This is a genomic window from Kaistella sp. (genome assembly GCF_049588135.1).
GTDB lineage: Bacteria > Bacteroidota > Bacteroidia > Flavobacteriales > Weeksellaceae > Kaistella.
Map to the genome: position 1 here is coordinate 21,513 of NZ_JBAVFG010000216.1, position 12,636 is coordinate 34,148.

A 12,636-nucleotide genomic window follows, 5' to 3' on the forward strand; every position below is an offset into this window, starting at 1 on the left:
AAAAGAAACCTCAATATACATATTTTTTTGTTAAAAAAGTTAATGGAATCATAAAGTGGTCTCGTTTTTGAATGGTGAAATACATCATTATAAATAACATTAAAATTTAAAATTATGAAAAAGTTATTAGTAGCATGCTCATTATTCTTTTTAGGACAAATGGCATTTGCACAAGCGTGGCAAGGAAAAGGTGATCAAAAAATCCAAGTTGGATTGAATGGTTGGGGTTATGGAACAGGGATTACAGCTACTTACGATTACGGTTTATCCAAATTAATTTCCGTGGGGGCAGGTGCTAATTTCTTTTTTAATCATCATGATGATAAATATAGAGATGATGATTTTGGAGTATTCGGTAGATTAAACTTTCACTTGCAAGAGCCCCTAGGACTTCCTTCACAATGGGATATTTATCCAGGTCTTGATTTAGGTCTTTTGGGTAAAAGCGGAACGTACTTCGGAGCGCATTTAGGAGTTCGATATTTCTTCAACCAAAATGTTGGTGTTTTCCTTGAAGCAGGGAATAATGGAAGCATCGGAGTTTCTTTCAATTTGTAAAAAATTCAGTTGTATTAAGATAAAAGGTTCTCGTTTTGAGAACCTTTTTTATTGGGCATACTTTGATAATTTGTATCTTCGCAAATCTTAAATAATTTAAACATCATCAATGACATTAATACAGTTATTTCAATTCATATTGAGCATCTCAATTCTTGTAATCCTTCATGAATTAGGGCATTTTATTCCTGCTAAACTCTTTAAAACGAAAGTTGAAAAATTCTATCTTTTCTTCGATCCATGGTTTTCCATCGCTAAGAAAAAAATTGGCGATACCGAATATGGGATTGGTTGGTTGCCATTTGGTGGTTATGTGAAAATCGCCGGAATGGTTGACGAAAGCATGGATACTGAACAACTAAAACAGCCTGCGCAACCATGGGAATTCCGCAGTAAACCGGCGTGGCAACGTTTAATCATTATGATGGGTGGAGTTACGGTTAACTTCTTTTTAGCATGGTTGATCTATTCGTCATTAAGTTATTTTAAAGGGGAAACGTATCATGATAATACCAAGTTTGAAAATGGAATTTCCGTTTCACCTGCTGGTCAAAAAATGGGTTTAAAGAATGGAGATAAAATTTTGAAAATCGATGGTAAGCCAGCCGAAAGAATGGAAACGTCTACTATTAATATGCTTTTTGCAAATCATGTAACTGTTTTAAGAAGCGGTAAAGAAATTACTTTCCCGGTAAATGAAGATGGTGTAGCTGAGGTATTGGCAGAGAATGAAGCGAAAATGTATTTCGGACCACGTTATCCTGTGGTTATTGATAGTCTTTTCCCGAAAGGTGCTGCTCAATCCGCTGGTTTGCTAAAAGGCGATAGAATCGTTGGCGTTAATGGTAAATCGGTTAAGTTTTTTGATGAATTGACACCAGAACTCAATCAGTTAAAAAATCAAGACATCGTTTTAGATATTGAAAGAAATAATACTCTAGAAAAAGTTAATGTAAAAGTAAGTAATGAAGGCAAACTTGGATTTGGAAATGACATCTCGATTGCCCAAAAAGAATTTGAAAAAACACAGGTGACCAAACATTATTCGGTTTTGGGAGCAATTCCAAGAGGTTTTACCAGAACGATTGATGTTTTGACGATGCAAATCAAGCAGTTTAAAATTGTTTTTAATACCAAAACGCAAGGGTATAAAAAAGTTTCCGGACCTATAGGAATTATCAAACAGATGCCTGAGACGATTAATTGGGAGTTTTTCTGGAGCTTTACGGCGATGTTTTCGGTTTGGTTGGCTTTCCTTAATTTAATTCCAATTCCGGGATTAGACGGTGGACACGTGGTTTTCACACTTTGGGAAATGATTACCGGAAAACCGGTTCCGCAGAAAGTTTTAGAAAATGCACAAATGATTGGGGTGATTTTCCTTATGGGACTCATGGTTCTCATCTTCGGAAATGATATTTTGAAATGGATTACCGGAAAATTTTAAAATATTTTCGAAATAATTTTGGTAGTAAAAAAAAAGTTTTTATATTTGCACACGCTTAGCGCAAAGAGCAACACTCCTCTTTAGCTCAGTTGGTTAGAGCATCTGACTGTTAATCAGAGGGTCCTTGGTTCGAGCCCAAGAAGAGGAGCAAAACCATCACAGAAATGTGGTGGTTTTTTTTTGTTTAATTTTAAAGATGAAGGTTTTTTAAAGATTATAAGCTGCTTAAAATCAGTCAATTGCTTGAGGTGTCTTCGTTTTTGATGAGTAAATGTGCTTGAGGATTAATGGCTTTTGATTCTTCATGGATAGTATGATTTCTCTTAAGTATAAAAAAACCTGCGGATGCAAGCGTCTCGCTCGTACTCATAAAACTATAAAGAACAAGAATCTGAGAAACTCATTTTTTTATTAACTTTATCTTGCTCCGTAAAGTGTCCTCGCTTTGCGGAAATATAAAACAATCAAATAACGAAAGCTTCATACAGCAAGCAATTACCATTCGACAAAGAACTCAAAAGCAACGCCGAAACTGTAACACAGGATTTGCGACTTATTGAACGTTTTTTTTACCCAATCAAGAAGTTACAGAGCGATTAAGTTTAGTTTCAAATATAATCCCGGATTTATGTCAGGATTTTTTTTAAATTTGTAGAAATCACCAACTATGAAACGACTATTGTTATTACTGTTTTTTAGCTTTTTTTTAATGAGCTGCAAAAAAGATAAAGTAGATGCTACCACAACCCAAACTTTGCAGTCCAGTATCAATGATATGACGTCTAGTCTAAATACTTTACAGCAAGTTAAATTTAATGAAGCACTTTATATTTTAAAGACTTTCGGTGTTGATGCTGAAGGGGGAGCCAATGAATTGAAAGCGCTAGGGGTTTTAATTAATGGAAAGAAAGTCCCTGAAATATTTTCATTAGCAGATCAAGTTGCTCAGAGGAATGGAGTAGAGTGGTCGAGCACAGGACCACCTTCTTTAGGCGAAATGAATATCTTTGGAAATGATAAGGCAAAAGAATTTGATGCGAATGATATTCAGGCAAATTCCTTGAATGTAGCGGTAAATAGCATTGGAAATGATGCTGTTTTAGGACCACAATCTTTACAAGTGGTGCCAAGGTTGGTAGATGCAACAGGGCAGCCAATTGTTTTTGATGGTGCTGCTTTAGAAGTAGTTTTAGAGGTCTTCAGTGGTGGCAGTCGTATTTTAACTGCAAAGAATTTGATGCTGGATGATAACTTTAAAGGATTTAATGTGAGATTTGCGTCACTTCCTTCAGAGAAAATAGTGGATCAAAGTATTGATATTACCGTATCTGTTAAAACGACAAAGAAAACCTTTAAAATGTCGAAAATTGGAGTAGCGGTAAATCCTAGAGCACTATTGATGCCTGTCGAAAATCCTGCCGACAATTCAGAAACAGCGATTGAAGATCTGTCCGCAACAGCTGATGCTTCTGGTGCAATTCCAGATGCTAAAGTACCCACTGCTGATCCGAAAGCCAGTGTTTCGAAGTTTCTTAATAATTTGTCTGCGCAGAATCTTCGTGGAGCTTATGATGTTGCCGATAATCCCAATTGGGGTTCTTATGAAACGTTCTCTAATCCAACATCAGGATTTGGTGGAGTGAAAAGCATTAACGTAAAAAATCTTACGACCAGCAATACTTCTCCAAACGCAGCGAGTGTAAATGCGAATTATGACATTACCGATAAAGAAGGTAAAATAATTAGCGTGCAAGTAACTTTTGGGTTAAAGAATGTCAATGGTGACTGGAAAATTTCAAGCTATAAAATCAATTAAAATGTCTTCACAAAAACTTATTCAAGATTTAAAAAATACCATTCAGAACATCCCCGATTTTCCGAAACCTGGTATTCAGTTTAAAGATATAACGCCCATTTTTCTTAATCCAAAACTCTATGAGGAAGTCATTGCTGACTTGGCGAATTTCAGTCGTGGTAAAATTGATGCCGTTTGTGGTATTGAGAGCCGTGGTTATCTTTTCGGGATCGCAATTGCAGTGGCATTAGATGTTCCTTTTATTTTGATTCGGAAACAAGGAAAATTACCGCCTCCTTTTGTAGGTCAAAAGTATGACTTAGAGTATGGGTCAGCAGAAATAGAAATGCGAACCGGACAATTGCAACCCGGACAAAGAGTTTTGATTCATGATGATTTATTGGCAACTGGCGGCACCACCGAAGCTGCCGCACATCTTGTTCAAAAACAAGGTGGAATTGTTTCGCAGTTTAGTTTCTTAATTGGACTGCAGGATTTACAAGGCGAGAACCGACTTCAAAAATTCAATGCTGAAGTTCATCAAATCTTAACCTACTAGCTTAAAATATAATAATTTAGAACTTTCAACGAAGTATAATTTTACGAAAAATGTTTTTTTGAGCATAATTTTGTATATCGCTTAAAAACAGTTAAATTTGCACTTCAATTTTTATAAAAATTATGGCAAAATTCAAATCTCGCACCAGCAAAAAAGAAATGGAAGGTAAGGAAACGGTAGAAGTTTTCAAAGACCTGGATAGAGGTGCACTCGATACTGAGAAATTTCTCGAAAAAAACGCGAAATCTTTAATGATCGTCTTTGGGGTGATATTGGTAGGTGTTTTAGGGTATTTTGCTTTTCAGCAGTTTTATGAAGCGCCAAGAAATGAAGACGCTACTTTGGGATATCTTGCTGCTCAAAAAAATCTAGCAGATGGGAAAGATGATCTGGCTTTAGGTGGAAAAAGCGCAGCGAATCCTGGTTATTTAGGAACTTATAATGAGTACTCTGGAACCAAGGTTGGTAAACTTTCTTCATATAATGCAGGTTTAATTAAATTCAAAGAAGGAAAATACCAAGAGGCTTACGATCTTTTGGATAACTTTTCATCAGATAACAAAATCTTAATGGCTTTAAAATATGGTGCTATGGCAGACTGTGAAGCCAACCTTAACAAAAGCGAAGATGCATTATCACTTTTGAATAAAGCGATTTCGGCTTCAGATGATCCTTACACTTCTTATTACTTTACAAGAAAAGCAGGAATCATGGCAATCGCTTTGAAAAAGAATGCTGATGCTAAAAAATATTTCTCTACAATCGATGAGAAATATGAAGATTACGATAACGGAATGTCTGACTCGTATATCGAAATGGTAAAATATTACTAATTAAAAAATACTATAATGGCAACTGTAAATCTGTCTGATTACCAACCATTACAAATAAACGATGCCGGTTCTTTTAGAATTGGCATTGTCGTTTCAGAATGGAATGATTTTGTAACCTCTAATCTTCGTGATGGTGCTTTAGAAGCGCTAATAAAAGAAGGGGTAAAAAAGGAAAATATCAAGGTTTTTAATGTTCCCGGTGCTTTCGAACTCAATTATGCGTCGATGCAGCTTTGCAAAACGGGATACTTTGATGCTGTCATCTCCATTGGTTGCGTAATCCGTGGAGAAACATCGCATTTCGATTATGTTTGTTCTGCAGTCGCACAAGGAATTAAAGACTGTAATATTTTAACAAATGTCCCAACCATTTTCTGCCTTTTAACCGATGATACGAAAGAACAATCGATCGCCAGAAGTGGTGGTGCATTGGGAAATAAAGGAATTGAAGCCGCAGTTACTGCGCTGCAGATGATTGATTTTAAAAGAAAACTGTAATAAGTTTCACTTAGTATAATTAAAATAACAGACTCCTAAAGTCAAAAAAACACCATCCGATTATGTACGCATCAAAACTAAAACCTTATCTGTATTTGGGCCTATTCTATGGCGTGGTTTCCCTGATTGTAAGAATTATTTTTATCTTTCATCCAATCACTACGGTGAGTTTTGGGTTTTTTGAAAGTTTGAAAATTTTATTTATTGGTGGGTTAACCGATGTGTTTGTTTTTATTTTAGCAAGTAGTATTTTCACGCTTTATTCTGTATTCTTATCCGATTCAAAATATAAAAAACCTTACGGATTTATTATTTTCGGACTTTTTGTTTTGGCATTTTTATATACTGCTTTTGTTCCGGGGAATATTTTCAAACAATATGGAGGTTCTTTTCCTGAAGTTGCAATGGGTTTTATTGGACTAAAAACTTTGTGTTTTGGATTGATGCTTTTTCTGCCGTCTCAAAGAATTAAGATTCGAAATATTCTTTACTTTATTGTGCTTTTTCTTTATGTTTTATTAATTATTTTCAACGGAGTGAGCGAGTATTTCTTCTGGAATGAATTTGGGGTTCGCTATAATTTCATCGCAGTTGATTACTTAATTTATACGAATGAAGTTATTGGAAATATCATGGAGAGCTATCCTGTTGTTCCATTATTTACTTCAATTTTAGTTTTAACTTTAATCGTCACGTGGTTCATTTATAAAAAAACAAAAGACGAATTATTAACGTTACCGAATTTTATTCAAAAGATTGTTTTATTAATTTCCTTCGTTGTTTTATGTGGAATCAGTTTGTTCATTATTCCTAAATTAGGTAAAATTAAAACGGATAATACTTTTGTGCAAGAAATTCAGGCGAATGGTTTCCCGAAATTTTTTAATGCATTTACTCAAAAGGAATTAGATTATTTTCAATTCTATCCAACGATGAATCAACAATCGGCAGAAAGTGACTTTTTAAAGCAGTTTAATCCGCCAACTTTATCAAGGAGTATTGATCCTGAAAATCCTGAAGTCCGCAAAAATGTGGTGTTAATTTCAATTGAAAGTTTATCTGCAGAATTCATGGAGCATTATGGGAATAACCAAAAGATAATGCCGTTCTTGGATAGTTTGGCAGATAAATCATTGATGTTTACCAATCTTTATGCAACTGGAAATCGAACGGTTCGTGGTTTAGAAGCGCTTACTTTATGCATTCCACCAACGGCAGGAGAAAGTATCGTCAAGAGAGAAAATAATAAAAACAAGTTCAGTACAGGAAGTGTTTTTCAATCAAAAGGTTACGATGTGAAATTCCTTTATGGCGGTTACAGTTACTTCGATAATATGGAAGATTTCTATAAAGGAAACGGCTATGATATTGTAGATCGAAATAATTTTAAACCAGATGAAATCACCTTTGCCAATGTTTGGGGAGTTTCAGATGAAGATATGGCGAAGAAAGCGATTCAGGTCATGAATCAGGAAGCAAAATCTGGGAAACCTTTCTTTAATCATTGGATGACGGTTTCTAACCACCGGCCATTTACCTATCCAGACGGAAGAATTGATATTCCCGGAACGGCAAAATCGCGAGATGGTGGCGTAAAATATACCGATTATTCCATTCGTAAGTTTTTCGAAATGGCAAAAAAGCAAGATTGGTATAAAAATACAGTCTTCGTTATCGTTGCCGATCATTGCGCTTCAAGTGCTGGAAAAACCGAGCTTCCGATGGATAAATACCGAATCCCTGGAATGATATTTTCTGAAGGTTTTATCGAACCACAAAAATTTACCCAGACCATGTCACAAATCGATGTGATGCCGACTTTATTTGGACTGCTTAATTTTAAATACCAGTCGAAGTTTTTAGGTCAGGATGTTTTCACCAAAAGTTTTGAGCCCAAAGCGTATGTTGCTACTTATCAGGATTTAGGTCTGATAAAAGACAACTATTTAACCATTATCTCACCGACTAAAAAAGTAAAGCAGTATTCTTTAAGTTTACAGCCATCAAATAATTCTGAAGATTTTAAAATCTTTTATGACGAAACGCCGGTTAAGAATTTCCAGCAAAGTTTAGTTGAAGATTGTATTTCAGTTTATCAAAGTGTCTCATTTTGGTTGAAAGAAAACAAACTCAATAAATAAACTTTTTTGTAATTTTAGCGAAAGATTAAATTATGAAATGGACAAGCGATAGAAGCGGAAATGTCGAAGATAGGCGTGGATCTGGCGGCAGAGGCAGCGGACTTGTCGGTGGTGGTTTGGGAACTTTAATAATTGCAGCCATTATATTTTTTCTGGGAGGTGATCCATCAGCGATTTTATCTTCAGGGATGGGAAATGCTGGATCACAAACTGAACAACGTGATTTGAATGCCAATGAACTTAAAGTTCGTGATTTTGTTGAAATGATCACTGCGGAAAATGAAAAAACATGGACCAAGATATTCAATGAAAATGGAATGCAGTACCGTCCTGCGAAAGTAGTGATGTTCGAAGATATTACCCAATCTGGTTGTGGAACTGCGGAAGCAGCAATGGGTCCGTTTTATTGTCCGGCAGATCAAACCGTGTATATGGACATGAGTTTTTTCAAAGAATTAGAGCACCGGTTCGGCGCAAAAGTAACTGAGTTTTCAATTGCTTATGTTCTGGCTCACGAAATGGGACATCACGTGCAAACACTTTTGGGAACGACTCAAAAAGTAAATCGGCTTCGAGCCAGTGGAAAGTATTCTGGAACAGAAATGAATAAAGTTTCTGTTGCAACCGAACTTCAGGCAGATTTTTATGCCGGGCTTTGGGCAAGGCAAACCGATAACCGCGAACATATCTTAGAGCCTGGTGATATTGAATCTGCAATTTCTGCCGCTGAAGCAGTTGGCGACGATAATATCCAGAAACGATCGCAAGGCTATGTGAATCAGGAAGGTTTTACGCACGGCAGTTCTGAGCAACGAAAAGAATGGTTTATGAAAGGTTATGATACCGGAGATATTCGTCAAGGAGACACTTTCAATGCGTTGTTGAAATAGAAAGTACTTATCTTGAGTTTTTTTGAAGGTAATGGTTTGAGAACCAAATTTCTGTAATTATTAGAAGAGATTTGTGATTAACTTTTTCATACTATTCTTATTTACCAAAAATTGATTTACCTCTCAAATCTAAGGTGCGCATCATAACATCGGAACCGCTCAAGTTGGCCATTTGAGTTAACTTTTCTCGCATCTCGGTGCTATAATCCGATAAATATAGCGTAATAGAATCTGCAAATAATCTTTCGTCCTCAGTATTTAGCGTAACGTATCCTTTTTCGCCAGAAGTTAAGCCTAACATTGTTTTTTTTATTTGTGACCAGTAAAGTTGGGTTTCATGTTTATCTCCATCGTTTTTGACCTCTACTCTAATAAAACTCTCTGTCATTTCTACCTTGAATTTCTCACTGCTATAACCACTTGAGTTAACTGTAGTAATATATTTTTTGTGGTTATTGAGCCATTTTAGGGTTTCTTGTTTGCTTTGTGCTGTCGCCGAATTAAACAGCATGATTGAAAATAAAAGCGTAAAAATGTATTTCATGATTTCTATAATTTTAAATGGCTAATATGTTAATTTCATTTTTTTAATCTGTTGTGTATTTAGAAACTTTCATCGTTACTTCGTTTTCCTTTAATGTTCTAAGGTTTCTTCGGTGTGCTATAGATATGTTTTAAAATCCACAAAAAAAATCCAATTCGGAAAGGGGTCTTCCAGGACAATTAATCGTTCTAAAATACTTTCGGTATCTAATCTGGAAAAGAATCATCCTCTTCTTTTCTGGCTGAAGAAACATGCAATTCTTTAATATTTTTTAATTGATCTAAAGCAGTCAAATCTTCTAATATAATATTGGTTCGCCAAACATCAAGATATTCCAAATTAATAAGCTGATTAAGAAAAGGCAAACTGGCTTTTGTAATTTTGGGATGTTTCATGAGCGTGAGGCTTTTCAACTGCTGCAATTTGGAGATAAGTTTTACAGCTTCATCTGTGACCGCAGTTTCTTTGAGATAAATAGAATGGATAATCTTCACCTTGTCAGTAAGCATCGCAAAACAATCGTCATTGTAGTCCGAGTCATCTATTCCTGCAACAACAGAAACTTCTGTAGGAATATCTTTGGAATCATTGACTTGGCAAAAATGCCACCAAAATGTTTTTTCTTCGCCTTTGAGTTTCATTTTGTCTTGATAATCATTGATGATTAGTCGTTGTTACATAGACTAATTTTTAGAGGTTTGAAATTGGATTCATCATCATAAGCAAAAAAGACGGTATAATCTCGATTAAGAATATCCCAAGAATCTCTTGTTTTAAATAGAGCTGTTTATGATACTCTGATCAGAAGAATTTTTAAATGAAAATTCTTTTTTTTGCATAAAGCTTTTAAGATCATTCTGGCTGACAGTTACGATTTCCTCCAGTAGCTGTAAATTTTTGTCTTTAAAACCAGATTGTACAAAAGCCAAGGTAAGGCATGATGAGAAAATGAAAAACAATAATTGTAATGAGAAAGATTTCATGGTTATTAATTTTTATTTATTTATTTATTGTTTTTAAATAATCCTCTTCATTAATTCTTAGTAAAATTAACCTAAGTATAGCTTAAAAAAAATACAGCAGAATGAGTATTTTAAGACAATAAAATCTAAATAAATCCCTGAAGAATACAGTTTTTAATGAGATGTGCGGTGTTTTTAGCATCTGATTTTGCCAAAATATTAGTGCGGTGTTTCTTTACCGTTAATATACTGATGAATAGTTTTTCCGCAATTTCGGCATTATTTAGTCCATTCGCTATCAGTTTAATAATATCAATCTCCCTTTTAGAAAATTCTGTTAAATTCTGATTATCCTCATCAAGACTTAAATCCATAAAAGATGGTTCGCCGTTTAGTCCAATAAATGATATTTTATAGGTGTTTAAATTACTTAAGTGATCTATACGAGTATGGATATTTAATGACTTTCCCAATCCACCATTTTCATCCAAAGAGAGCATAAGTGACTGATGGTTAAATAAGGCATATTCTCCATTTTCTAATTGAAATCTAAAACAGTAACTTGTTTTATAACTTAACATTTTTGCATAACCAACTTTATTGTAAAAAAAATTGGTTGAAGCTGCCTCTGCTTTTGCAACAAAATCGATATCATCTGGATGAATCGCTCCTAAAATATCATTAAAAGTAACTGTTTCTGGATTGTAGCCATGTATTTCTGCTATTGCCGGACTTACGTGAGAAAGCGTCATGTCATAAAAATCAATGATATAAAAATAAAAAGGACCTGTGCTGATAATCGAATTGGAAAGGTCATCAAAAGAAATTTGATGTACAGGTATTGATTGAGCAGTTCTATTAGAAAGCCAAACATTGTGTAAGTTTTGTAGTTCAGAAGTCATAGAAAGCTCTTTTGATAAGTTAATATATAACTATTAAAAATTAAGCGACATTTTAATATGCCTATTCATTTGTTTTATAGATTAAAATTAAGATTTATTTTTTAATTTACGATGAAGATTAAGAGGCCAATTTAAATTTCATATTCGCCAGATTGTTCGGTTGTTTTTGCGAATCCTGCTCCAGAATTATTTGTTAAAACGTCAATTTTCAACAAAGCTTTTTACGATAAATTGAATAGCCCCACAGATGTGGAAAAGATATGCAGTAATATGAATATGTTACGCAAAAATCTCACAACGTATAACAGAGGCAATTCAAAGCTACTGGTAATTGCCCAACAAAAATAATGAAAGGATCATTATTCGTCCCCAGGTTTTGAGACTGATCCAAAAAAGTCGTAGTTTAAAATAAACTACGACTTTTTAAGATATATAAAGAAAATTTTTAGTTCTGATTTGCGGTGTTCTCTGCTGAAGTTTTCGCTTCATCTAATTTGTTCTGAACTTGCGAAGCAACTTCACTTGCTTTAGATTTCAAATCGCTTCCGAATTTGTTGAAATTGTCTTTCGCAGTATTGATGGTGTCTTTTACCGCTTGCTTTTCTTCAGGGGTGGCGTTTTTGTATTTCCACCAAGCTAATGCCCCAAGTCCTAATAAAGCTAATAAGCCATTTTTTTTAGTGCCCATAATTATTATGTTTTTAATTTTTAATGAATAAGTAATTTGATGCTTTTTGTTATGTAAATTCTATGCCAAAGAGATTTCTATAAACACTAAAGTTTTGTTAAGAGCCTGTTTAAAAATTAAATAAAGAAAAGTTTATGAGCATAATTAAATAAGAAAAATAACTTATAAAAAACTGATTGTCAGTTGTTTATGTTGATTATTTTTCGTAACTTGTTGGTTACTAAGCAAATAAGTTATAATGAAAAATTACTCAACAAACATTTCTGACAATCAGTGGCAATTTATAAAAAAGACTTTAGAATTTGATAATAGAAAAAGAAAATATGATCTGCGGGAAATATGGAATGCCATTATGTATCTGGTAAAAACAGGATGCCAATGGCGGATGCTGCCGAACGATTTACCAAAATGGCAATTGGTTTACTATTATTATAGCAAATGGGCAAATGCGGAAAATTTCGATCTCCTTCTTTCCAAATTGCGGGAAAAAGTCAGATTAAAGAGAAACCAAAATACGGAACCAAGTTTAGGAATTATGGACAGCCAGAGTGTAAAATGGGGGAATAACCGTTCTTTAAACGGTTTTGACGGAAACAAAAAAGTAAAAGGAATTAAACGACACGTGGTGGTGGATAAAAACGGATTTTTATTAGCAATAATGGTAACTGTAGCCAATGTACACGATAGCAAAGCTGCAGAATTATTAATGAGAACTTTGGCTTATTTTTTAACTCCGATAAAGGTGATCCTTGCAGACGGAGGCTATAGAGGAGAAGTTATAGAACAAGTAAAAAACCGCTTTGGTTACCTCATTAATGT

Annotated in this window: 13 protein-coding genes and 1 tRNA gene; 10 read left to right on the forward strand and 4 right to left on the reverse strand. The window is 34.5% G+C overall.

The window, feature by feature from the left end; genetic code table 11:
- The first annotated feature begins 114 nt into the window (after window positions 1–114).
- From WBY99_RS11915 to ypfJ, 9 genes are all read left to right on the forward strand, one after another.
- Entirely contained in the window at window positions 115–558 is a 444-nt protein-coding gene (locus tag WBY99_RS11915; protein ID WP_423976558.1) for a DUF6646 family protein, read from the forward strand.
- 109 nt (window positions 559–667) lie between these two features.
- The gene (gene rseP, locus WBY99_RS11920) at window positions 668–2,005 is read left to right on the forward strand and encodes an RIP metalloprotease RseP (protein ID WP_423976559.1); all 1,338 of its coding nucleotides are present in this window, start codon (window positions 668–670) and stop codon (window positions 2,003–2,005) included.
- 74 nt (window positions 2,006–2,079) lie between these two features.
- Window positions 2,080–2,153 (forward strand) — tRNA-Asn (locus WBY99_RS11925).
- Between the two features lie 519 nt (window positions 2,154–2,672).
- A complete protein-coding gene (locus tag WBY99_RS11930; protein ID WP_423976560.1) occupies window positions 2,673–3,821 on the forward strand; it encodes a hypothetical protein in 1,149 nt (382 codons plus the stop codon).
- A 1-nt stretch (window position 3,822) separates the two neighbouring features.
- Complete coding sequence (locus WBY99_RS11935) at window positions 3,823–4,359, forward strand: adenine phosphoribosyltransferase (RefSeq protein ID WP_423976561.1); 537 nt, start codon at window positions 3,823–3,825, stop codon at window positions 4,357–4,359.
- A gap of 122 nt (window positions 4,360–4,481) precedes the next feature.
- Entirely contained in the window at window positions 4,482–5,192 is a 711-nt protein-coding gene (locus tag WBY99_RS11940) for a tetratricopeptide repeat protein (RefSeq protein WP_423976562.1), read from the forward strand.
- A gap of 15 nt (window positions 5,193–5,207) precedes the next feature.
- Complete coding sequence (gene ribH / locus WBY99_RS11945; protein WP_423976563.1) at window positions 5,208–5,690, forward strand: 6,7-dimethyl-8-ribityllumazine synthase; 483 nt, start codon at window positions 5,208–5,210, stop codon at window positions 5,688–5,690.
- A gap of 62 nt (window positions 5,691–5,752) precedes the next feature.
- The gene (locus WBY99_RS11950) at window positions 5,753–7,831 is read left to right on the forward strand and encodes an LTA synthase family protein (RefSeq protein ID WP_423976564.1); all 2,079 of its coding nucleotides are present in this window, start codon (window positions 5,753–5,755) and stop codon (window positions 7,829–7,831) included.
- A gap of 32 nt (window positions 7,832–7,863) precedes the next feature.
- The gene (ypfJ, locus tag WBY99_RS11955) at window positions 7,864–8,721 is read left to right on the forward strand and encodes a KPN_02809 family neutral zinc metallopeptidase (protein WP_423976565.1); all 858 of its coding nucleotides are present in this window, start codon (window positions 7,864–7,866) and stop codon (window positions 8,719–8,721) included.
- 97 nt (window positions 8,722–8,818) lie between these two features.
- Here ypfJ and WBY99_RS11960 read toward each other — a convergent pair whose 3' ends face one another.
- From WBY99_RS11960 to WBY99_RS11975, 4 genes are all read right to left on the reverse strand, one after another.
- Window positions 8,819–9,265, reverse strand: a complete 447-nt coding sequence (locus WBY99_RS11960) for a hypothetical protein (protein WP_423976566.1) — start codon at window positions 9,263–9,265, stop codon at window positions 8,819–8,821.
- Window positions 9,266–9,471: 206 nt separating this feature from the next.
- Window positions 9,472–9,906 carry a hypothetical protein gene (locus tag WBY99_RS11965; RefSeq protein WP_423976567.1) on the reverse strand — a complete coding sequence of 145 codons (435 nt, stop codon included), beginning with the start codon at window positions 9,904–9,906 and terminating at the stop codon, window positions 9,472–9,474.
- A 467-nt stretch (window positions 9,907–10,373) separates the two neighbouring features.
- A complete protein-coding gene (locus tag WBY99_RS11970; RefSeq protein WP_423976568.1) occupies window positions 10,374–11,129 on the reverse strand; it encodes a LuxR C-terminal-related transcriptional regulator in 756 nt (251 codons plus the stop codon).
- A 445-nt stretch (window positions 11,130–11,574) separates the two neighbouring features.
- Entirely contained in the window at window positions 11,575–11,817 is a 243-nt protein-coding gene (locus WBY99_RS11975) for a YtxH domain-containing protein (RefSeq protein WP_423976569.1), read from the reverse strand.
- Between the two features lie 238 nt (window positions 11,818–12,055).
- Between WBY99_RS11975 and WBY99_RS11980 the strand changes: the two genes are divergently transcribed.
- Window positions 12,056–12,636 (forward strand): IS5 family transposase (locus WBY99_RS11980; RefSeq protein WP_423976570.1); only part of this gene is annotated, 581 nt, incomplete at its 3' end.

What these genes read in the sequence shown, in the direction of transcription:
- WBY99_RS11915 (WP_423976558.1), top strand. Translation starts at nt 115, where the DNA reads ATGAAAAAGTTATTAGTAGCATGCTCATTATTCTTTTTAGGACAAATG.
- WBY99_RS11930 (WP_423976560.1), top strand. Translation starts at nt 2,673, where the DNA reads ATGAAACGACTATTGTTATTACTGTTTTTTAGCTTTTTTTTAATGAGC.
- WBY99_RS11970 (WP_423976568.1), bottom strand. Translation starts at nt 11,129, where the DNA reads ATGACTTCTGAACTACAAAACTTACACAATGTTTGGCTTTCTAATAGA.
- rseP (WP_423976559.1), top strand. Translation starts at nt 668, where the DNA reads ATGACATTAATACAGTTATTTCAATTCATATTGAGCATCTCAATTCTT.
- WBY99_RS11975 (WP_423976569.1), bottom strand. Translation starts at nt 11,817, where the DNA reads ATGGGCACTAAAAAAAATGGCTTATTAGCTTTATTAGGACTTGGGGCA.
- WBY99_RS11935 (WP_423976561.1), top strand. Translation starts at nt 3,823, where the DNA reads ATGTCTTCACAAAAACTTATTCAAGATTTAAAAAATACCATTCAGAAC.
- ribH (WP_423976563.1), top strand. Translation starts at nt 5,208, where the DNA reads ATGGCAACTGTAAATCTGTCTGATTACCAACCATTACAAATAAACGAT.
- ypfJ (WP_423976565.1), top strand. Translation starts at nt 7,864, where the DNA reads ATGAAATGGACAAGCGATAGAAGCGGAAATGTCGAAGATAGGCGTGGA.
- WBY99_RS11960 (WP_423976566.1), bottom strand. Translation starts at nt 9,265, where the DNA reads ATGAAATACATTTTTACGCTTTTATTTTCAATCATGCTGTTTAATTCG.
- WBY99_RS11950 (WP_423976564.1), top strand. Translation starts at nt 5,753, where the DNA reads ATGTACGCATCAAAACTAAAACCTTATCTGTATTTGGGCCTATTCTAT.
- WBY99_RS11965 (WP_423976567.1), bottom strand. Translation starts at nt 9,906, where the DNA reads ATGAAACTCAAAGGCGAAGAAAAAACATTTTGGTGGCATTTTTGCCAA.
- WBY99_RS11940 (WP_423976562.1), top strand. Translation starts at nt 4,482, where the DNA reads ATGGCAAAATTCAAATCTCGCACCAGCAAAAAAGAAATGGAAGGTAAG.